General features: G+C 38.7%; 23 protein-coding genes. 8 read left to right on the forward strand and 15 right to left on the reverse strand.

Translation table 11 applies throughout. The features are described from left to right. Positions 1–110 precede the first annotated feature (110 nt). Both ODQ17_RS11275 and ODQ17_RS11280 read right to left on the reverse strand, forming a co-directional pair. Positions 111–887: a TrmH family RNA methyltransferase gene (locus tag ODQ17_RS11275; RefSeq protein ID WP_005307562.1), complete on the reverse strand. Its 777-nt coding sequence runs from the start codon at positions 885–887 to the stop codon at positions 111–113. 59 nt (positions 888–946) lie between these two features. Further along, the gene (locus ODQ17_RS11280; protein ID WP_322903692.1) at positions 947–1918 is read right to left on the reverse strand and encodes a class 1 fructose-bisphosphatase; all 972 of its coding nucleotides are present in this window, start codon (positions 1916–1918) and stop codon (positions 947–949) included. 184 nt (positions 1919–2102) lie between these two features. On the opposite strand from ODQ17_RS11280, the gene ODQ17_RS11285 reads away from it, so the two are divergent. Further along, positions 2103–2288 carry an NF038105 family protein gene (locus ODQ17_RS11285; protein WP_004790651.1) on the forward strand — a complete coding sequence of 62 codons (186 nt, stop codon included), beginning with the start codon at positions 2103–2105 and terminating at the stop codon, positions 2286–2288. A 55-nt stretch (positions 2289–2343) separates the two neighbouring features. On the opposite strand, the gene pal is transcribed toward ODQ17_RS11285, so the two are convergent. From pal to ODQ17_RS11340, 11 genes are all read right to left on the reverse strand, one after another. After that, complete coding sequence (gene pal / locus ODQ17_RS11290) at positions 2344–2904, reverse strand: peptidoglycan-associated lipoprotein Pal (RefSeq protein WP_013197071.1); 561 nt, start codon at positions 2902–2904, stop codon at positions 2344–2346. 27 nt (positions 2905–2931) lie between these two features. Continuing rightward, a complete protein-coding gene (gene tolB / locus ODQ17_RS11295; RefSeq protein WP_322903694.1) occupies positions 2932–4212 on the reverse strand; it encodes a Tol-Pal system beta propeller repeat protein TolB in 1281 nt (426 codons plus the stop codon). 93 nt (positions 4213–4305) lie between these two features. Then, entirely contained in the window at positions 4306–5652 is a 1347-nt protein-coding gene (tolA, locus tag ODQ17_RS11300; RefSeq protein ID WP_322903696.1) for a cell envelope integrity protein TolA, read from the reverse strand. A 3-nt stretch (positions 5653–5655) separates the two neighbouring features. Then, positions 5656–6108 (reverse strand): protein TolR, encoded by a 453-nt coding sequence (gene tolR / locus ODQ17_RS11305; RefSeq protein ID WP_004790658.1) that lies wholly within the window; start codon positions 6106–6108, stop codon positions 5656–5658. Next, positions 6108–6806: a protein TolQ gene (tolQ, locus tag ODQ17_RS11310; protein ID WP_004790660.1), complete on the reverse strand. Its 699-nt coding sequence runs from the start codon at positions 6804–6806 to the stop codon at positions 6108–6110. Before tolQ ends, tolR begins: the two co-directional genes overlap by 1 nt. Positions 6807–6829: 23 nt before the next feature. Beyond that, positions 6830–7237, reverse strand: coding sequence for a tol-pal system-associated acyl-CoA thioesterase (gene ybgC, locus ODQ17_RS11315; protein ID WP_004699892.1), 408 nt, complete (start codon positions 7235–7237; stop codon positions 6830–6832). Positions 7238–7449: 212 nt separating this feature from the next. Beyond that, positions 7450–8784: a M20 family metallopeptidase gene (locus tag ODQ17_RS11320; RefSeq protein WP_322903698.1), complete on the reverse strand. Its 1335-nt coding sequence runs from the start codon at positions 8782–8784 to the stop codon at positions 7450–7452. A 203-nt stretch (positions 8785–8987) separates the two neighbouring features. After that, positions 8988–9992, reverse strand: coding sequence for a Holliday junction branch migration DNA helicase RuvB (gene ruvB / locus ODQ17_RS11325; RefSeq protein WP_004790665.1), 1005 nt, complete (start codon positions 9990–9992; stop codon positions 8988–8990). Between the two features lie 7 nt (positions 9993–9999). Next, entirely contained in the window at positions 10000–10599 is a 600-nt protein-coding gene (gene ruvA, locus ODQ17_RS11330; protein WP_322903700.1) for a Holliday junction branch migration protein RuvA, read from the reverse strand. Between the two features lie 8 nt (positions 10600–10607). Further along, the gene (locus ODQ17_RS11335; RefSeq protein WP_322903702.1) at positions 10608–11276 is read right to left on the reverse strand and encodes a hypothetical protein; all 669 of its coding nucleotides are present in this window, start codon (positions 11274–11276) and stop codon (positions 10608–10610) included. Beyond that, entirely contained in the window at positions 11276–12616 is a 1341-nt protein-coding gene (locus tag ODQ17_RS11340; RefSeq protein ID WP_004790671.1) for a deoxyguanosinetriphosphate triphosphohydrolase, read from the reverse strand. The genes ODQ17_RS11335 and ODQ17_RS11340 overlap by 1 nt, the downstream gene beginning before the upstream one ends. Positions 12617–12925: 309 nt before the next feature. Here ODQ17_RS11340 and purL point away from each other — a divergent pair, with 309 nt between their 5' ends. From purL to ODQ17_RS11360, 4 genes are all read left to right on the forward strand, one after another. Continuing rightward, positions 12926–16759 (forward strand): phosphoribosylformylglycinamidine synthase, encoded by a 3834-nt coding sequence (purL, locus tag ODQ17_RS11345; RefSeq protein WP_322903704.1) that lies wholly within the window; start codon positions 12926–12928, stop codon positions 16757–16759. An 82-nt stretch (positions 16760–16841) separates the two neighbouring features. Continuing rightward, on the forward strand, positions 16842–18047 hold the full coding sequence (locus tag ODQ17_RS11350; protein WP_250375287.1) for a multidrug effflux MFS transporter: 1206 nt from the start codon (positions 16842–16844) through the stop codon (positions 18045–18047). A gap of 200 nt (positions 18048–18247) precedes the next feature. Continuing rightward, positions 18248–18373: a KGW motif small protein gene (locus ODQ17_RS11355; RefSeq protein WP_005307535.1), complete on the forward strand. Its 126-nt coding sequence runs from the start codon at positions 18248–18250 to the stop codon at positions 18371–18373. 68 nt (positions 18374–18441) lie between these two features. Next, positions 18442–18762 carry a hypothetical protein gene (locus ODQ17_RS11360; protein ID WP_005307532.1) on the forward strand — a complete coding sequence of 107 codons (321 nt, stop codon included), beginning with the start codon at positions 18442–18444 and terminating at the stop codon, positions 18760–18762. Here the strand turns inward: ODQ17_RS11360 and ODQ17_RS11365 are convergent. Further along, the gene (locus tag ODQ17_RS11365) at positions 18755–19555 is read right to left on the reverse strand and encodes an enoyl-CoA hydratase-related protein (RefSeq protein WP_005307529.1); all 801 of its coding nucleotides are present in this window, start codon (positions 19553–19555) and stop codon (positions 18755–18757) included. The two genes, ODQ17_RS11360 and ODQ17_RS11365, sit on opposite strands and share 8 nt — an antisense overlap. A gap of 109 nt (positions 19556–19664) precedes the next feature. On the opposite strand from ODQ17_RS11365, the gene ODQ17_RS11370 reads away from it, so the two are divergent. Beyond that, positions 19665–20231, forward strand: a complete 567-nt coding sequence (locus ODQ17_RS11370) for a nicotinate-nicotinamide nucleotide adenylyltransferase (RefSeq protein WP_128825156.1) — start codon at positions 19665–19667, stop codon at positions 20229–20231. Here the strand turns inward: ODQ17_RS11370 and ODQ17_RS11375 are convergent. Beyond that, entirely contained in the window at positions 20223–21149 is a 927-nt protein-coding gene (locus ODQ17_RS11375) for a LysR family transcriptional regulator (RefSeq protein WP_322903709.1), read from the reverse strand. The genes ODQ17_RS11370 and ODQ17_RS11375 overlap by 9 nt on opposite strands. 97 nt (positions 21150–21246) lie before the next feature. Here ODQ17_RS11375 and gstA point away from each other — a divergent pair, with 97 nt between their 5' ends. Next, positions 21247–21849 (forward strand): glutathione transferase GstA, encoded by a 603-nt coding sequence (gstA, locus tag ODQ17_RS11380; RefSeq protein ID WP_322903711.1) that lies wholly within the window; start codon positions 21247–21249, stop codon positions 21847–21849. 39 nt (positions 21850–21888) lie between these two features. After that, a complete protein-coding gene (locus ODQ17_RS11385) occupies positions 21889–22101 on the forward strand; it encodes a tautomerase family protein (protein ID WP_004790691.1) in 213 nt (70 codons plus the stop codon).

Consider the following 22101-nt stretch of genomic DNA (forward strand, 5'->3'; position numbering starts at 1 on the left):
TCTCTTATATAACGTTGAAAAGAGGTGGGAGGTTGACAACAATCGGTTATTTTTTACTAGTGTAATTGATTTTTTTCACAAATATGTGAGATGTAAAATAAATTAACGTTTTATTGGCGTTGACGAACCATCTCAAAAAAACAAATTGATCCTGCAATTGCTACATTTAAAGACTCTTGTCCACCAGGCTGAGGAATAGTTACAGATTCTGCATGATCTAGGGCGTAATCACTTGCACCTTGGCCTTCATTTCCTAAAATCCAGACACATGGTTTTGAAAGATCTTTTGAGTAAAGACTAGTTGAGCGATGAGAACTTGTAACAAAAACTGGTATTTGAAATTTTGGAAGAATATCTGTGAGTTGGAAGTTTTCAAAACAATGTAAGCTAAAATGAGCTCCCATGCCTGCTCTTAAAACTCGTGGCGACCAAAGTGATGCAGATCCTTGTGTGCAAATAATTTGTTTAATATTTGCTGCCGCTGCTGAACGTAGCAATGTGCCTACGTTACCTGGATCTTGTATATTTTCCAGAATTAAAGTATCTACTTTATAGTCAATTGTTGATGCAGTTTTAGGTAAATCAATAATAGCTAAACAAGGTAAGCTTGTACCTAATGTACTCAAATCTCTATATAAAACTTCACTAATAACAAAGATATGACCTTGATGCAGTTCGATTATTTTTTTTAAATCAGTATGTTCTAATGCTTGTTCTGTCGTAAATAAAGAAAAAATCTTTTTTTGCTGTTGTAACCACGTCAAGCAGAGATGGGTACCTTCAAGGACTGTTTGTTGGTGCTTTTTTCGAGCGCTATTAAGTTCAATTAATCCACGCAAATGTTTAATTTTTGCATTGTCTTTTGATTCTAAAAAAATAACCGCCATGAGAAAATATCCAACAAAAGGGCACCATGATACTATGATGCCCTAAATAATTAAAATTATTAATGATAGCTTGTTACACGTTCAACTTCATTTTTAGAACCAATAATTACAGGAACACGTTGGTGAAGTTCTGTCGGTTCAATATCTAAAATGCGAACACGACCTGTAGTTGATGTGCCACCAGCTTGTTCAATCAGCATACTCATTGGGTTTGCTTCATACATTAAACGTAAGCGACCTGCTTTTTTCGGATCTTTTAAGTCGTACGGATAAAGGAAAATACCGCCGCGGCATAAAATACGATGAATATCACCCACCATACATGCTACCCAGCGCATGTTGAAATCTTTTTCACGTACAGATGTTTTACCTGCAAGTAATTCATTAATATATTGTTTTACAGGCTCTTCCCAATGACGTTGGTTAGATGTGTTAATTGCAAACTCTTGAGTATCTGCTGAAACTTGAACATTGTCAGTAGTAAGCAAGAATGTTTGAGTTTCTGGGTCTAAAGTAAAGAATACTACGCCATTTCCTACAGTTAAGGCCATCATGGTTGATGGACCATAAAGTACGTAACCAGCAGCAACTTGCTGTGTACCTGCTTGCATGAAATCTTCTGCTTGGGTTACCGCATTTTTGGCTGGCAGAATAGAGAAAATTGTGCCTACACACATATTGATGTCGATGTTACTTGAGCCGTCTAATGGATCAAATAAAACCAGATATTTACCATTTTCTTGTGCAGGTGTGAACTCATCAAGCTCTTCAGAAGCGAGGCCACCCACTTGTGGATGAACTTTTAAAGCATCAATTAAATAGTCATTTGAAATCACATCAAGTTTTTTCTGTGTTTCACCTTGAACATTTTCATTACCAGCACTACCCAAAATACCAGCGAGTGCACCTTTTTGTAAGGCTTGATCGATCGTTTTACAGGTGGTGGCGATAGTGTCGATGACTTGAGCCAACTCAGGTGTTAGATTCCCTTTTTGTTGTTGTAAAAATTGGGACAATGTGAGGTTGGACATAAAAAAAGCTCCTGTGCTTCAAGCATCAAAATGAGTCAGATAAATACGTGGCATATTCTAGATGAGAATGTCACAAAATAAAAATTATCTTACTTTATTTGTGTTGGATTTATGCTTACAACCCCCATTTTAAATGGTATGTTGATTATATGACAACGGACTGTATATTTTTAGGAGAATCGAAATGACAACAAAGAAGTTTGATGCGACCCCAACAGCAGGTGAACCAATCAATCTAGATGAAATTTCGAAAGAAAATGTTCAGGAAGCTTGGAAAGACTATGAGGCTAAGCCTGAATATAAAGATTTTAATAAGCATGATTTGATTGAATCTATGCAACATTCTGAAGAAGAAAAGAAATCTTCTTAAGTTTTGTTGTTATAAAAAAACGCTCATAAAATATGAGCGTTTTTTTGCATATGCCTTATTTTAATAAAGGAGGCACTGCTTCGTAATTAATTTCAACGCGGCGATTTTCTTTCCACGCAGATTCATCATGTCCTGCATTCACAGGAGCTTCTTTACCGTAACTTACAGCTTCAAGTTGCTGTGGGTTTACACCATTGGTAATTAAGTAGCTTTGTACCGCTTTAGCACGACGCTCGCCTAAAGCCATATTGTACTCACGTGTACCACGTTCATCCGTATGGCCAGTTAATGCAACTTTTGAATTTGCATTTGCCATAAGGAATTGAGCGTGAGCTTGAAGCGTTTGATAGTCTTCAGTAGATAAATCACTGCTGTCATAATCAAAATGAACAACGCGTTTAGCCAAAGCAGCTTTATTTGCTTCAGTTACACCTTTCGATGAAGCACCAGCCAAATTTTGAGCATTTAATGCCGCATCTTCACTTAAACCAGATGTGTTAACTGTACTTGGATTTGTGCCAGTTGCAGTAGTTGTTGCTGGTTTGCGGCTAGCACAACCCGTCATTACAAGTGCTACGCTAAGAAAGGGTAAAGCTAAATATTTGATTGATTTCATGATCTTCTCCATCAATGGAATTAAAAGTTATTTTGGTGCCCAAGCTGGTTCACGTACTTCACCTTGTTCACTTGGTAAATTCATACGGAAACGTCCATCGGTAGACATGATAGATAACAGGCCACGGCTGCCTTCACGAGTCGCGTAGACCACCATTTGCCCATTCGGTGAGAAACTTGGTGATTCATCTAAACTGGTTGGAGTAAGAATATTGGTGATGCCAGTATTAATGTCCTGAATTGCAACTTTATAACTGCTGCCACTTGGACGATGAACAAGAGCAATCTTTTTGCCATCTGCACTCAAAGTTCCGCGTGCATTAAATGAACCTTTAAACGTTAGACGTTTTACTGAACCATCAGCAAAGGTATAACGATAGATTTGGGCTGAACCACCACGGTCAGAAGTGAAAATAAACGATTTTCCATCTGGTGTATAACGTGCTTCTGTATCAATTGCCGAGTCGTTTGTCATACGTTTAACTTGGCGAGTTGATAAATCCATTTGATAGATTTCTGGATTGCCATTCATAGATGCTGTGAATAGCATTGATTGACCATCAGGTGAAAAACTCGGTGCGCCATTTAGGCCTTTAAAGCTAGTGAGTACTTCACGTGTTCCAGTAGATAAATCTTGTAGATAAATTGCTGGACGTTTGGTTTCAAAAGAAACATAAGCAATTTTCTTGGCATCTGGTGTCCATGCCGGAGAAAGAATTGGGTCACGAGATGACAAAACAGTTTTTGGCTGTTCACCATCGGTATCTGCAATTTGTAGAGTATAACGCTCTGCAGGAGTGGCAGGGTTTCTGAGTACATATGCAATACGGCCGCTAAAATCACCTGGAATACCAGTAAGTGCCTGATAGATAGCATCACTTACCATATGGCCAGCTTGACGTATGCGTGAAGCAGGTACATTTAAAAGTTCATTTAAAATGTATTGTTGCTTTTGTACATCATAAAGTTGGTAATGAACTTCAAAACCTGTAGCTGTTTGTTTAATTTGTCCAGTAACTACATATGGAATTCCGGCAGCTTGCCAGTCAGAAGCTTGGATCTGATTAATTGCAGCATTCGCAGGCAAATTTTTAGATGAGCTTGTAAAGCGTCCAGAACGGTTTAAGTCAGTTTCAACAATAGGAGAAAGCCCATTGTCATTGTTAAACGGGACAATAGCAATTTTTGGTGCCTGATCTGGTGCTTTGGCAATTTCCAGATATAACTGGGCGAAAGCAGTTGTAGAAGCAATAGGGCTTAAGGCGGTGATTAATGCTAAAGATAGCAGGTGTTTGCGGCTCGTATTCATAAGTTTAAAGTCATAGCAGGTATTTTTGTGACTGTTGATTTTGTAGCATAGTTACATGCCTTAAACTATTTAAAGCATGTAACTCTTTCAAAATTATTGCGCTCTAAATGTAGAGCTAACACTTCTTGCTTCACGTCTTGCATCAGGGTCTGATGGCATAGGATATGGCGCAGATGCTTGAATTGCAGCTTTAATACTTGCATCTAAAGCATCATCACCACTTGAACGTGTGATCACAATAGAATTAACGCTACCTGAGTCTGAAAGGGTAAAACGGACACCCACTGTTTTACCGCTACTGCCAGTCGGAACATCCCAAGAGCGTCGAATTTTTTGCTCAAAATCACGTCTAGCTGAAGAAGCAATTTTTTTAGCTTCGGCTTTCTTCTGAGCTGCTTCTTCTTGTGCTTTTTGAGCAGATGCAGCTTTTGCTTCGGCATCAGCTTCAGCTTTACGTTTAGCATCATCAGAAGCTTTTTGCTGTTTAGCTTTTGCATCAGCTTCAGCTTTGCGTTTAGCATCGTCATTGGCTTTTTGCTGCTTAGCTTTAGCGTCTGCTTCAGCTTTACGTTTAGCATCATCATTGGCTTTTTGCTGCTTAGCTTTAGCATCTGCTTTACGTTTAGCATCGTCATTAGCTTTTTGCTGTTTAGCTTTAGCATCTGCTTCGGCTTTACGTTTAGCATCGTCATTAGCTTTTTGCTGTTTAGCTTTAGCGTCTGCTTCAGCTTTACGTTTAGCGTCGTCATTAGCTTTTTGCTGTTTAGCTTTAGCATCTGCTTCAGCTTTTTGCTTAGCTTCTTGCTGTGCTCGAAGTTTTGCATTTTCGGCTTTTTGAGCCTCACGTTTTAGCTTTGCATCGGTCTCTGCTTTTTGTTTAGCTTCTTCAGCAACTTTTTGTCTTGCCTTGGCATCTGCTTCCGCTTTTGCACTTTGTTCAGCCTTACGTTTTTGTTCGGCTTCGGATTTTGTTTTAGCCTCAGCTTGGCGTTTAGCTTCAGCTTGCTGCTTTTGTATTTCCTCAATACGTTGCTGTTCTGCTGCTGCTTGTTTAGCTTTTGCAGCCTCTTCAGCTTTACGCTTTTGTTCAGCTAATTTTGCTTGCTGTGCCTGTTCGACCTTTTGCTTTTGAGCAGCAAGTTGTTGAGCTGTTGGAGGAGGGGGCGTAGCCGGAAGATTTTCAGGAAGCGTTTCATCCACAATAGGGGTTAACACCTCTTTTGCATCATTGGTAGCTGTAGTCTCTTGTTCAACTTCTTTGGCTAACGGAGGAGGTAAATCTTCTGGCTTAACTAAAATAGTTGTTAGCTTTTTTGGCTGTTCAGGTGGTTTACTCAAGCCTAAAAAAAGCAAGCCAACAATGGCAATTGCATGAACTCCTAGTGTGAAGCTCAATGCAATCGCATTTTGTTTAAAGTGTGGCTTTTGATTTTTATTCATAGCTTATTTTAAAGGCTCTGTCAGAAGGCCAACTTGAGTTAAACCTGCTTCTTGTAAACTTGCCATCAATGATACGACTTCTCCATAAGGACGAGACTTATCACCATTGACTAAAACTGTGAGTTGTTTATTTTCTTGTTCAGCTTGCTTTTGAGCACCGCTTAAAACTTCTTCAAGTTTTTCACGAGACAATGGTTCACTATCTTTGTAATCTTCATACTGAAGATAAATATTGCCATCTTTACCAATGGTGACCATGGCTGGCATATCTTTTGATTCGATTGGATGGTTATTTGCTTGAGGTAAATCGACTTTAATACCACTAGTAATCATGGGAGCAGTCACCATGAAAATAACCAAAAGTACAAGCATAACGTCAATATAGGGTACGACGTTCATATCACTTTTTAGTGGTTTTTTTATGCGCTCAAAGCGCCCTGAACGCTGAATTGCCATTATGCATCTTCCTGTGATGAACCCACAGACTGACGTTGCAATAAGGCAATCATCTCTTCAGCAAATAAAGCACGATCAGAGTAAACACTTTCACTTTTAGAAGTGAAGTGGTTAAAAGCCAATACAGCAGGAATTGCAGCAAATAAACCAATTGCGGTTGCAATAAGTGCTTCGGCAATACCAGGTGCAACAGTTGCCAAAGTGACTTGATCAACAGCAGCTAAACCGATAAATGCATTCATAATCCCCCAAACGGTACCGAATAGACCGATGTAAGGAGCTACAGAGCCAATACTTGCTAAAGTACCTAAGCCGTATTCTAGATGGCTCTGATCACGACTCAAACCTACACGTAAAATACGTTCAGTCCCTTCAATCGTTTGTGAAACAGGGGCCTGACGTTTTTTAAGTTTAAAAAACTCACTCAACCCTTGATAAAAAATATCTTCAAGACCTGAGCGTTTTGAATTGAGCTGGGCATTGTTGTAAAGCGTATTGAGTTCAGCACCCGACCAGAACATTTTCTGGAAATGTTCATCTTCTTGATGTGCTTTTTTATAACTCATATGTAACTTGGCAATCAGATACCAACTAAAGATTGATGCTAACAATAAAATTAGCATGACCAACTGAACGACTGGACTTGCCTGTAAAATAAGGTCAGAAATATGCAGGGTTGATTCAATGTTTGTTGCCATAGTTACATATGCCGGTTGTTTTTTTAGTCTTGTTCCAATTCTTTACGAATAAGATCACGTATTTCTTCTGGAAGACGACGAGCTACAAGTTCTTTGCTTAAACATGCCAACTCAACCTCGCCAGAAGCAAGCAAGATTTCACCACGATAAATATTTTGTTGCAACACAAATGACGCAGCTTTACATGAAACTACACGTGCTGTAACAGTAATTAAATCATCCATTAAAATAGGACGCATGTATTTTACGTCAATTTTGTGTACGACAAAGTTGTAGTCTTTTTGATGCCAGTAATGATCAACGCCAGAAGCACGGAGCCATTCAGTACGAGTACGTTCCATATAGCGAATGTGGTTGGCATGGTAAACAATACCGCCTGCGTCCGTATCTTCAATATAAACACGAATGTTGAATTCAAAATGATTCGCCATGAGAGGATTCCGTTTTAGTTCACTATAGAGCTTTATATTTAAAATATGGCTTTGAATAAAACATTGGTTCCATTCAAAAGCCATACATCTGCTTTTAAATACGGGGCAGTTTAGCAGATTGCATACTAAGTCCTATGGCACAACCTTTCAATTGCGATTGCTGAATTTCTAATCTAAAAACGCTACATCTTATGGCTAGCAAGCTTTTTAAGTTAAGAGGGCTTCCATGAAGTTTGGACTTGTTTTGATATATTCGGATAATCTAATATGAATCTTACATGTAGCTCGGTTCCAGTTTTTAAGGCCTTGTCATCTACAATAAAATAGGGATTATGATTCGGTGCAGCCTGAGTTAAGTCTTGATTTTCTGGTGTCGCCCCTAAGAAAACAAAAAATGAGGGCATTAACTTGCCATAATAGGCAAAATCTTCACTAGCGCTTGCATTGTGATCGAGCACATGTAGTTTTGAATTTCCTACAACTTTGGCTAATGTTGGCTGAATAAGTTGAGTAAGGGTTTTATCATTCATGGTTACTGGTGCATAAGGTGCAATTTCAACTTTAGCAGTTACATCATTGGCTTGAGCATTATGCTCTATCATGGCTGGTAAACTTTTTAAGATGTTATTTCTTATTTCTTCGTTATTAGAGCGAATGGTACCGATCATATTGACCTGTTCGGGAATCACATTTCCTGCCGTACCACCTTGAATATTGCCAATACTGACTACGCCCATACCTTGGGTTAGATCTGTTCTTCGGCTAATAAGGCTTTGCAAATTATTAATCATTTGTGCCGATGCATAAATTGGATCTCTGCCTAACCATGGCGTCGAACCATGAACCTGCTTGCCGTTGACCTGAATACGTAAATGGTCTGCACTATTTAAAATAGCGCCATCTTTATAATAAAGATGACCACTTTTCATACCCGCAATGACATGCATTCCAAAAATAGCTTCTGGTTTATAGTCTTTAAAAGCACCATCAGCGATCATTTTTCGTGAACCGATTTGATCACCTTGAGTGAAGTTATCTATATCTGCACCCCCTTCTTCAGCAGGTTGGAAAACAAAAATAACTGTGCCCGATATTTTATCTTTATTCGCAGCTAAAATTTTTGCTGCACCTAATAACATTGCAGTGTGTGCATCATGTCCACATGCATGCATCACATAAGTTTCCTTACCTTGATAGATGGCTTTTTGTTTACTGGCAAAGGAAACACCGCTCTTTTCTTCCATAGGTAAAGCATCCATATCCGCTCTAAGCGCAATAATAGGGCCGGGTTTATTACCTTTTAAGATGCCAATTACACCAGTTTTCGCATAGCCTGTTTTGACTTGAATGCCATAAGACTTTAATTCTTTTTGAACAAGGGCCGAGGTTTTAAATTCCATATTGCCGAGTTCAGGGTGTTGGTGAATATTTTGTCTTAGCTGAATGACTTGATTTTCATTTTGTTGAGTAGCATCGTTAACCCAATCTGCTAGGCTCAGTTGACTCATTAAGGTGAGGGGCAAAATTAAAGCGGCTTTCTTATACATGTCCTTATCCTAAAAATATTATTGTTCATAAGATTTAATATCTAGATTTCTTATAATTCAGTTTTTGAAAATATTAAAAAATCAATAAGGTATAAAGACAGACTTAAAAGGTATAGAGTAGCTAAATTATTGATAATACAATTTTTATTTAAGTTGAAAGAATAGAGGAATTAAAAAAGGAAGAGAAAATTCTCTTCCTTTGATTAGTTTTTAGGCTCAGGTGGTGTCATTCCAAACTGTAAATAAGATTGGTTCGTTGCAATGCGACCTCGCGCGGTACGCATCACATAACCTTGTTGAATTAAATACGGTTCAATTACATCTTCAAGTGTGCCGCTATCTTCAGCCATTGCTGCTGCAAGCGCTTCGACTCCAGCAGGGCCACCATCAAAACGCTCTAGCAGCATGCTCAAATAACGGCGATCTAGGGTGTCTAAGCCAGCTTTATCAACATTGAGCATATCAAGCGCACGTTGTGCCATTTCATGAGTCACTTCACCTGTACCTTTCACTTGGGCATAGTCACGAACTCGACGTAATAAACGATTGGCAATACGAGGCGTTCCGCGTGCACGGCGTGCAACTTCTTCTGCACCCTCAACTGTAATGGGTACATTCATCAAGTTTGCAGAGCGTGACACAATATGAGTGAGGTCTTCTACAGAGTAAAACTCAAGACGTTGCACAATACCAAAACGGTCACGTAGAGGTGAGGTGAGCAAACCCGCGCGCGTTGTAGCCGCAACAAGTGTAAAGGGGGGTAAATCGAGTTTAATTGAACGAGCAGCAGGACCTTCACCAATCATAATATCTAATTGGTAGTCTTCCATTGCTGGATAAAGAATTTCTTCAATCACTGGTGAAAGGCGGTGAATTTCATCAATGAACAAAACGTCGCCTTCTTCGAGGTTGGTCAACATTGCTGCTAAGTCGCCGGCACGTTCCAAAACTGGTCCCGAAGTAGATTTAAGGTTTCCACCCATTTCACGCGCAATAATGTTGGCAAGGGTGGTTTTACCTAAGCCCGGTGGACCAAAAATCAGCGTGTGGTCAAGTGCTTCACCACGACCGCGAGCTGCGCCAATGAAAATTTCCATTTGCTCGCGTACTACAGGTTGTCCGATGTAGTCGGCAAGAGAAGTTGGTCGAATAGCCCGATCAAAATGATCTTCAGGCTTTTCTGCTCCACTGATTAGACGGTCTTGCATAAGTGTTTTACTTCATCATTGATTTAAGAGCAGCACGAATAATATCGGCTGATTCTGTGTAATCGGCTTTAACCGCAGCAACAGCTTTTTGTGCTTCAAGTGGCTTATAACCTAAAGATTGCAAAGCGGCTTCTGCTTCTGCTACAGGCGAGTTTGCCGCAAACTGAATTTGAGGCAGGGTAGCTGACGTAGAAGTACCTTGGGCTAATGTTTTGAAACGGTCACGAAGCTCAATCATTAAACGTTCAGCTGTTTTTTTGCCAACACCCGGAACTTTTACTAACGTGTTGATATCGTCATGCTCAATCGTATGCACAAGTAACTCAACGCTTAACGTTGATAAAATACCTAAAGCCATTTTTGGACCGACACCATTTACTTTTAATAAGGTGCGGAAAATTGTTTTCTCTTGAGCATCGTTAAAACCGTAGAGTTGTTGAGCATCTTCACGAACAACTAAATGGGTCCATAACGTAACTTTTTGGCCTTTTTGTAATTGGCAAAATGTTGAAAGTGGCGTATCAATTTCATAACCCACACCATTTACATTCAGTAAGACAGTAGGGGCTTCTAGGGCAAACACTTCGCCAATTAAACATCCGATCATTGAATCTTTCACTTATTTGTTAATGGTTGAATAGTAGATGCCATTTGTTCTAAACGCAAAATAGCTTTTAAAATTTCTTTTCGATTTCGTGTGGATTTTATCCATGCAGGTAAACGCGAAAAGTAACTGCTATTACCAGTCTGTTTAGTTCGTTCTCTTAGATGAGCTTCAACAAACATTTTTAATTCTTTTAAATGTGTAGGGTTATAAACGTATATGTCTCCATGCCTGCTTGAAGTTTTCAAATAAAGTTCAAGACCATAATCTGTATAACCAAATTTTTGGTCTAAAACAAAAGCTATATTATATTTTTCAAATTTTGAAAAATTTTGGCATAGATGACATTTAGCTTGAATATAAGGAGGATGAGCTCCTGAATTATTCAGTTTTTGATTTGCATTGAGCCATGACCCACCACAACTGTGGCAACGCTGGTAAGCTGTGGCGTAAAAATGACCATTATGACGACTCGATATTGAATTATCTTCAGCTTTAATTTGATAACAACAATTTAGACAACTAAAAGAAAATGTTCCTTGGTAAGGCACATCTACGGGTGGCAAAGGGCGATCATGCTTCAAGATACTTAGATGAAAACATTTAGGACATTTTATCCACTGATCTGAATACATAAAAGATGAGGGATAGAGCCCTTTATCTACATGTCTATTTACCATTAAAACAAACCTATTTTATTACCTTGTAGTTCTTGCGCCAAGCTATAAGCCTGATGATCTGAAAACTTACTGATAATATCGAGTACTTGCATAATATTGCTGTAATGATTATTGCTAAAGTTAGCACCATACAGATTAAGGATAGACATTAAACGTTGTTCTTTAAAGCTTAAAGATTTATGTGGTGTGGTCAGCGGTACAAATGCATCCAAAATGGTTTGCAAACTTTGATGCGCAATAATTTCTAAGCCAGACTTTTGTGGATGCTCAAAAATCTTATCACGTGCCAGATTTTTGGCTGTTTCGATACCAATTGCAATATCAGGTGAGCAATATTGTAAAAGGTTACCTTTAAGCTGACCTGTAATGATTTCATAATGATGTTTAGCAAAGGCTGTAGTGACTTCATCTACAAGCCGTTTCATAACACGACCACGTAATGCCGAAATCTTTTGTTGCCATGTACTATTTGGATGTGACAATTCTTCAGGCTGACCATAGTCGGCAATAAGGTTTAAGAAAATTGGTTCAACTTCTTGGTAACTCAGCATATTTAAGATAATGCCATCTTCTAAGTCAATTAAGGCATAGCAAATGTCATCTGCAGCTTCTAACAAATAAGTCAGTGGGTGACGGCAATAATGATATTCACCTAACTGAATAAGGCCGAGCTGTTCGGCAATCTGTTTTAAAATTTCTTTTTCAGATTGATAACAACCAAACTTTGCTCGTTGATGAGAAGGGCGATCACCTTGTGACGCAATGGTTTTTGAAAGCCATGGATACTTTAAATAAGCCCCTAAAGTTGCATAGGTTAAACGCATACCTCCATCATTTGGATGATAGTCAATGCGACTTAATAAACGTAATCCTTGAGCATTACCTTCAAACTGGCGAACATCGGCTTCTTCTTCGGGACTTAGTTTCTTCAAAAAATCATCATGTGAAGCATCGTCAAACCACTCGCGAATCGCATATTCACCCGCATGCCCGAAAGGTGGGTTGCCAATGTCGTGGGCAAGACAAGCTGCTTGAATAATTGCACCGACATCGGCAGGAGAAATCCAGACGGGTAATTCATTTTTAATTTTTTCTGCGGCAAGCATACCCATTGAGCGGCCAATACAGGAAACTTCAAGTGAGTGAGTTAAACGGGTATGAATGCCATCATGCTGTGCGAGTGGATGAACTTGCGTCTTACGGTTTAGCTGACGAAAACTTTGAGAAAATATAATACGGTCATAATCTTTATGGAATGGGCTACGAGCCAGTTCTGTACTGCTTTTTTTACTACCTAAACGAACTGCAGAAAGCAGCTCTAACCAACGCATTTGTTCCATTTATCATTATTCAAAACTGTAAAACCTGATCATGCCAAAAAAAAGTTAAAAGCACTAGCTTGGTGCGACATAGTTTGTCTTAGTTCAGGTTTTATTATGTTATTGAATAAACATGAAACAATTTATTTTTAGCTAGAATGCCTAAAAAAATGATTTTGAACAAAAAACTACTCACTTCTTGCAGAATTAGGTTACAGAATACTGATTCTACATCTAGCTGATTTTAGCAAGAAGCAGTAGAATATGCGCTCTCTCTAAAGTCACATTGCGGTAAGGTTCACAAGACCTGCCCGTGGAGCCAAAATCAACATGTTTATCGTGGCCGGTGCAGCAGCACATTCTTCTTTTAAGAAAGCTCAACTATTAACACGTTTATCGTCAATTAGTTCTGTTCAATCTTTTGACAGCCAATGGGTCTATTTGTTTGATCAAGCGCTCAACGAGCAGCAACATCAATCTGCTTTGCAATTATTGAATGACGGTGAGTCTTTTGAACTTCGTCAATCTGCAAGTGATGAGATTCAGATTTTAGTTACACCACGTGTGGGTACTATTTCACCTTGGTCTTCTAAAGCAACTGATATTTTCAAAAACTGTAATACACCAGTACACCGTTTAGAACGTGGTCTTTTATTCACGTTAAAAGGCGTTACTGAAATTACGAATGAAGTTAAACAAGTACTTCATGACCGTATGACAGAAACAGTTTTTGCTCAAATTGATGATGCAAGAGCATTATTTTCAGAAACAGCTCCAAAACCATTAAATTCAATTGATATCTTGGGTCAAGGCAAAGAAGCTTTGGTTAAAGCTAACAATGAGTTTGGTTTTGCGTTATCTGAACAAGAAATTGATTACTTAACTGAAGCATTCATTAAGCTTGGTCGTAATCCGAATGACATCGAGTTGATGATGTTTGCACAGGCAAACTCTGAGCACTGTCGTCATAAAATCTTTGGATCTGAATGGACAATTGATGGTGAAAAACAACCATTGTCATTGTTCCAGATGATTAAAAATACTTATAAAGAATCTCCAACTGATGTGTTATCTGCATATAAAGATAATGCTTCAGTAATTGTGGGTTATGACACGATGCGTTTTTATCCGAAAGCGGATGAAAATGGTCACTTTGTTTATAAATATAAGAGCCAAGCTGCTCATATTTTAATGAAGGTTGAAACTCATAACCACCCAACAGCAATTTCTCCATTTGCTGGTGCTGCAACAGGTTCAGGCGGTGAAATCCGTGATGAAGGTGCAACTGGTCGTGGTGGTAAACCAAAAGCTGGTTTAACAGGTTTCACAGTTTCGAACTTAAATATTCCTGGTTTTGAACAACCTTGGGAAGAAAACTACGGTAAACCTTCACGTATGGCTTCGCCATTACAAATCATGATTGAAGGTCCATTAGGCGGCGCGGCATTTAACAATGAATTCGGTCGTCCTGCATTAAATGGTTATTTCCGTACTTTCGAACAGAATGTAAATGGTGAAGTGAAAGGCTTCCACAAGCCAATTATGATCGCTGGTGGTTACGGTAATATCCGTCCTGACCATGTAGAAAAAGATGCGATTCAACCAGGTGACTTGCTCATTGTATTGGGTGGCCCTGCAATGTTAATCGGTCTTGGTGGCGGTGCAGCATCTTCTGTAGATAGCGGTACAATCGGTGAAAGCCTTGATTTCGCTTCTGTACAACGTGAAAACCCAGAAATGGAACGCCGTTGTCAAGAAGTAATCGATACTTGCTGGCGTTTAGAAGACTTCAACCCAATCGTTTCTGTACATGACGTTGGTGCGGGTGGTCTATCAAATGCTATGCCTGAACTTGTGAATGATCATGAGTTAGGCGCAGTTCTTGACCTTCGTAAAATTCCTTCATTAGAACCGGGCATGAGCCCAATGGAAATCTGGTCAAATGAAGCACAAGAGCGTTATGTTCTTGCTATTCGCCCAGAATCTTTAGAGCAGTTCGAAGCGATCTGTGCACGTGAACGTTGTCCGTTTGCTGTGTTGGGTGAAGCAACTGAAGCACGTCACTTAACAGTTGAAGATCCATTGTTCCAAAATGATGCTGTTGATATGCCAATGCAGGTAATGCTTGGTGGTACGCCACGCATGCAACGTTCTTATGAAACTATTGAACGTAGTGGCGATGATTTTGACGCTTCAAAAGTTGATTTGAAAGATGCGATTTTCCGCGTATTGAAAAACCCTACAGTTGCGTCTAAGTCATTCTTAATCACAATTGGTGACCGTTCAATTACAGGTATGGTTGCTCGTGATCAAATGGTCGGTCGTTGGCAGGTTCCTGTTGCGGATGCAGCAGTAACGACAACAAGTTTACAAGGTTTCACTGGTGAAGCAATGGCAATGGGCGAACGTCCACCAGTTGCATTGTTAAATCCAGCAGCATCTGCTCGTTTGGCAGTTGCTGAAGCAATTACCAATATTGCATGTGCAAACATTGAACAAATTAGCGATATCAAACTTTCTGCAAACTGGATGGCTGCTGCTGGTCAAAAAGGTGAAGACCAAGCATTGTTTGAAGGCGTGAAAGCGATTGGTATGGAAATGTGTCCTGCTTTAGGAATTGCGATTCCAGTAGGTAAAGACTCACTTTCAATGCGTACGACTTGGAATGACAACGGTGAAGATAAAGCCGTAACTTCTCCAATGACGGGTGTAATTACTGCATTCGCTCCAGTAACTGATGTTCGTAAGACCTTAACACCTGAACTTAAAAATTTAGAAGATTCAGTACTTGTACGTATTGATTTATCTAAAGGTCAGTTCCGTTTAGGTGGTTCGATTCTTGCTCAAGTATATAAAGCAATCGGTTCAATCACTCCAGATGTTGATAGTTTTGATGATTTCAAAGCGTTCTTCGCTTTAATCCAAGACTGGAACAATCGTGGTTTGATTCAAGCTTACCATGACATCGGCGATGGTGGTTTATTAGCTTCTGTAGCTGAAATGATGTTTGCTGCACGTTTAGGTGTTGCGTTAGAAAACCAGACTACTGCGGGCTTATTTGCAGAAGAAATTGGTACAGTACTTCAAATCAAAGCAACTGATTGGGAAGCTTTACAAGCAGAAATCGCAGCTTCTAGCTTAAAAGATGCAATTGCTGTAGTTGGTCGTGTAAATAACTCAGATCAATTATCTGTAAATGGTTTAACTTTAGATCGTGCTGAATTACAACAAGCTTGGTCTGAGGTATCTCATCAGATCCAGCGTTTACGTGATAACGTAGAAACTGCTGATCAGGAATTTTCATTAATTACTGATAATACGCATCAAGGTTTGATTGCTAAACCAACATTCGACTTGAATGAACCTATTGAAGCGCCGTTCATTAATACACGTCGTCCTAATATGGCAATCTTGCGTGAGCAAGGTGTAAATGGTCATATTGAAATGGCAGCAGCTTTTGACAAAGTTGGCTTTAATACGATTGACGTACACATGAGCGATTTACTTGCTGGTCGTGTAAGCCTAAGTGATTTCGAAGGTTTAGTGACTTGTGGTGGTTTCTCTTACGGTGACGTAATGGGCGCAGGTGGTGGTTGGGCAAAATCAGTATTGTTCAATGCTAAATTACGTGATCAGTTTGAACAGTTCTTCCATCGTGAAGAAACATTCAGCTTAGGTATCTGTAATGGTTGCCAAATGTTGTCACAATTGGCACCACTTATTCCGGGTGCTGAACACTGGCCACGTTTCCACCGCAATATGTCAGAAGTTTTTGAAGCTCGTAGCGTAAACGTTCGTGTTGAAAAATCTGTTTCTGTATTGCTTGATGGTATGGAAGGTTCAATCTTACCGATTGCTGTAGCACATGGTGAAGGTCGTGCTGTTGCAAGTGAAGCTAACATTGCAAGCTTAAACGCATCTAACCAAGTTGCATTGCGTTATGTTGATAGCCACGGTAACCCGACTCAACATTATCCATTGAACCCGAATGGCTCACCTGAAGCGATTACTGGTGTTACTTCTAAAGATGGTCGTGCAACGATTATGATGCCGCACCCTGAGCGTACTTTCCGTGCAATTCAACACTCTTGGAGTCCAGAAGAGTGGACTGAAGATGGTGCATGGTTACGTATGTTCCGTAACGCACGTAAGTTTATTGGTTAATAGAAAAGTTGAAATAAGCCACCGTAAGGTGGCTTATTTGTATGTAGTACAATGTTAATAGAATAAATAGTAGAGAAGAAAAATGAAATCAAAAATCCATTTCCGTGAATTTGCTTTACTCATGGCATTGCTCATGTCGATTGTTTCTTTTTCGATAGATGCAGTTTTACCTGCGTTAGGCGAGATTGGACGTATTTTTGAATTAAAAAATAATAACCAGTCACAGTGGGTCATCATTGGTATCTTTTCTGGCATGACCATTGGGCAGCTCATTGCGGGGCCTTTATCTGATGCGATTGGGCGTAAACGCATTTTATTCACAGGAATTATTATTTATTTTCTAGGAAGTTTATTGTGCTTTACAACACAAAGTTTTGAGTGGTTTTTAGTTGGGCGCTTTATTCAAGGTATTGGTGTTTCAGGGCCTTATGTTGCTACGATTTCAATTGTCAGAGATAAATACAGCGGAGCTCAAATGGCTCGCATCATGTCTTTAATCATGATGGTATTTATGGTGGCTCCAGCAGTTGCACCGAGTTTAGGGCAACTCATTATTCATTTCTTTGGTTGGCGTGAGATCTTTGTTTTATATATGGTTTATGCCACAGTGATTGGAGCATGGGTTGCTTTACGATTAGAAGAAACATTACTTCCCGAAAATCGTTTACCTATGCGGTTGCAAGCATTTCAAGAGGGCTTTAAAGAAGTTGTAAGTAATAAAACCACTATGAGCTATTTGCTATGTGCAGGCTTTTGCTTTGGTGGATTCATTGGTTATTTGGGAACTTCTCAACAAATTTTTATGCAACAGTTTGGTAAAACAGGACAAGAATTTAGTGCTTATTTTGCCGTGCTTGCTGGTGTGATGGGAATTGCATCATTTACAAACTCTAAAATTGTTATGAAGTTTGGTATGCGTCCAATCTGTATTTATGGCTTTTTAGGCTTGTGCTTAATTTCTTTGATTTTCTTGGGAATTCAGCTTTTAGGCGTGGTTGTATCATTCTGGATGTTTATGCTTTATGCCTGTATTTTATTTTTATTATTTGGAACTCTATTTGGTAATTTAAACGCGATTGCGATGGAACCAATGGGGCATGTCGCTGGAATGGCATCGGCTATTATTGGTGCAGCTTCCTCTGTCTTGTCACTTATTCTTGCCTCTATTATTGGGCAATTATATAACGGTACATTAATTCCAATGACTTGTGGTTTTGTCATTTTGTGTGGTTTGGCTTTCGCTATGACAATATATGAGAATAGATATTTAAAGAAATCGGATGCTTAAAATTATAGGGATGAAGATAAATCACTGATTTTTCAAATTTCTTCAAACTAATAGTTACGTATAGATTGTTGAAGCTCTTGAAGCATTTTAAAAAAACGTATAAAAGTATAGGCAGCTTACTATTTAACCACTTATGCTTTATTTGAGGTTGGTTCAATTTTTGCTTTCTCTGTAACAACGATAAAAAATCGGAGACCAAAATGATGAAAAATGAAAATCACATAAAAACGTTTTATAAAAAAGATATGGGCTGGCGTTTATTTGGCTTAGCACTTGCGATTCAAATCCTCTTTATTGGAGCAAATTATTTAGTAATGATGAGCTGACTTTGATTCTGAGGCTTTTTTAACGGTATGATTTAAAGTACGTTCGCTAGTTTTGAGTCATTTTGCCCATGTTAAAGCTGATTTATTACGTACCTGAGTCACATCTTGAGTCGACTAAACAAGCCATTTTCTCTGCTGGTGCAGGTGGTATCGGTAATTATGAACACTGCGCATGGCAAGTGAAAGGAATAGGGCAGTTTAAGCCGGTTAAAGGCGCCGATCCTTATATCGGAGAGCTAGGTGAACTCGAACAAGTTGATGAGTGGCGTGTAGAAACAATTGTAATTGAAGAAAACGCCAAGACCGTAGCGAAAGCATTGAAGGCAAGCCATCCTTATGAAGAGCCTGCCTTTGAGTTTATTCAAATCATAGAAGTTGATTTTAATTAAACTGGGAGAAATCTGGTTTACGTTTTTGCATAAATGCTTGTACTGCTTCTAGCATTTCAGGTGAGTGAACGCGCTGCATAAAGATTTCAGCTTCATGATCAATACATTCAATAATTTGCTCTAAATTATGCTTCATAAGCGCTTTTGTCTGCTTTAATGATGCAAGAGGCAAAGCTGCTAAATGCTGAGCTGTTGCCTGAGCAGATGCGTAAGAATCTTCAACTACTTCATTAACTAAGCCAGCTTGTACTGCGGTTTCAGCATTGAATTTTTTTGCAGTAAGTAGAAGCTCAGCTGCTTTGTGATAACCCGCTTGTTGAATGAGTAACTGACTTGCACCACCTTCTGGAGAAAGCCCAAGACTTACAAATGGAATCTGGAATAGGGACGTGTTGTCAGCAAAAACTAAATCTGCGTGTAATAAAATCGTAACGCCAATTCCAATTGCCACACCTTTTACTGCAATAAGAAGTGGTTTTGATAATTTGGCAGCCGCTTTAAGTAGAACGAATGGTGGAACTTCTCCAGCTGGCCCCATATTTGGATTTTGTACAAAACCCATAAAATCTTTCATGTCATTGCCAGCGGTAAAATCTTGCTCTACACCACGTAGAATAACTACTCGAACATCTTTATTAAGGTCGGCTTCATTCAATGCTTTGGCAATCCATAAATAAAGTTCGCCATAGAGTGCATTTTTTGCATCTGGGCGATTTATGGCTAAGGTGAGTACGCCACCTTCTAAATTTGCGTTTAAATGTTGATGAGGTTGTTGAATACAGCTAAGTGTCATCGTACTATCCTTGCTTTAAACCACGTTGTTAATTTTTAGGTTCTCATTATGGCGCATATTTTTTGTAATGAGCGTTACTGATGAGTTCATAAAAAGTGAAAATCTAATTATGTATAAATTTGACTATCTCGTTTTTATTGGGCGTTTTCAACCATTTCATTTGGCTCATATGCAGACAATTGAAATTGCCTTACAGCAAAGCCATTATGTGGTTTTGGCGCTAGGCTCTGCTCAAATGGAACGTAATATTAAAAATCCGTTCTTAGCAATAGAGCGTGAGCAAATGATCTTGTCAAATTTTTCTCTAGAAGAACAAAAACGCATCCGTTTTGTACATGTGGTAGATGTTTATAATGACGAAAAGTGGGTAAAACAAGTCAAATCTTTAGTAAATGGTGTAATTGAACCGAACTCAAAAGTTGGTTTGATCGGACATTTTAAAGACGAGTCTTCCTATTATTTGAGACTGTTTCCTGAATGGATTATGGTTGAGCTGGATAGCTTAAAAGATTCAATTTCGGCAACACCAATGCGTGAAGCTTATTATCGTGGTGAAATCCAAACGGAATTTTTCCCTGTAGGAACGATTAAATTTTTAGATGAATTTAAAGAAACTGAAATTTATGCTGAACTCCAGCGCAAATATCTTATCGATGATAAAACCAATCTAAATTAATTCAGCTTTTGGTTTTAATTCTTTGATCAGAAAATCGATAAAAACACGAATATGAAAAGATTCGTGTTTTTTGAGTGGGTAGAGTAGAGAAAACGGACGTGAAGTTCCTGAAAATTTTGTAAGAATCTCAATCAACTCCCCATTTTGTAGCTCTTTTTCTACTATAAAACGGTAGGTTTGTAATAATCCTGCACTATGTTTTGCTAGGGTGATCGTACCTAGAATATCGTCTAAACAGCGGATTTTACCTGTGCTTTGATATTCAATAATTTGATGGTTTGAATTGAATAGCCACGGTACATTTTTCCCTGTACTGGGTAGCACAAATTGAATGCATTGATGATGCTGTAAATCTTCAATGCTTTGCGGTATGCCGAATTTTTTTAAATATTGTGGCGATGCCACCACAATTAGCTCAGCTTGTTCGAGTTGGCGTGCAATCAAGTTTGAATCAGAAAGCTGTCGCCCGCGAATTGCTAAGTCATATCCTTCTGCAATAAAGTCCACATTTTTATTAGTCAGTTGAACATCCACTTTGATGGCGGGATATTGCTGCGAGAATTTTGCTAATAATGGCAATATTCGGTAGTGCCCATAAGGTGTCGGTACACTAATTCGAATCAAACCTGAAGGTTGTTGTTTTTGGTTTTTAAGTTGTTGCTCAGCTTCTAAAATTTGATTTAATGCTTGTTTGCATTCCTCAAAATACATTTTTCCTTGTGGCGTCAAACGTACTTGTCGAGTCGTTCTCACAAAAAGTGGTGTGGCTAAATGCTTTTCTAATCGGGCGATTGAACGGCTTACAGCTGCTGGACTAACACCTGCATGAAGTGCTGCTTTGGAAAAGCTTTCGTTTTCTGCGACTAAGCAAAATAGCTCTACGCTACTAAACATCATTCTTTTTAGTTGTTGAGCCATTTATTACACCATGTAAAAAATGATTTGAGTTCTGGGCTATTTAAGCACATATAAGTAAACAATAAGATGATTTTCATATCTTGTATGGAGTTATTTTATGAAACTATATTATTCACCTAATGCTTGTTCTTTAGCACCACATATTGTTTTAAGAGAGCTTGGATTTCCATTTGAATTGATCAAAGTAGATTTACACCAACATTTAACGGAATTGGGTACAGACTTTTATCAACTCAATAAAAAAGGACAAGTCCCTTTATTACAACTTGATGATGGTTCATTGTTAACTGAAGGTGCAGTAATTAGCCAGTTTCTTGTTGATCAGTCTTTACGAAAAGATTTATTAAGTGAAATAAATACCGCCGAGCGTTACGAGGTTCTCTCATGGATGAACTTTATTGCTTCTGAAATTCATAAAGCGTATTCACCATTTTTTAATGAATCTTACAGTGAAAAAAGTAAAAACATATATAGCAGAACCCTCAATAAGCACTATGCATGGGTCGATCAACAATTAAATGGGCAAAATTACTTAACAGGAACCAACTTTACGATTGCTGATATTTATCTTTTTGTGGTGACACGCTGGGCTGATTTTATTGGCCTTGATTTAGCACACTTTAGCCATTTAGCCAGTTTTATGCAGAGAGTTTCTGAGCGCCAAACAGTTCAAGATGCAATTGCAGCTGAAGCAGCCTAATTCTTTTGTTATTAAATAAAATTATAAAAGGAGGTCTATATGCCTTATATTTTAATTCAAATTACCAAAGAAAATGTCTCAATACAGCAAAAACAGCAATTAATTCAAGAAGCAACAGAGCTTGTGGTTCGTGTACTTGATAAAGATCCTGCAACTACATTTGTAGTCATTGATGAAGTTGAAACTGATAACTGGGGTGTTGCAGGTGAAACTGTTTCTGCGATACGAAAAAGACAAAGTTTGAGTACTTAA

The sequence above is a fragment of the Acinetobacter sp. IRS14 genome (assembly GCF_034650275.1).
Classification (GTDB): domain Bacteria; phylum Pseudomonadota; class Gammaproteobacteria; order Pseudomonadales; family Moraxellaceae; genus Acinetobacter; species Acinetobacter oleivorans.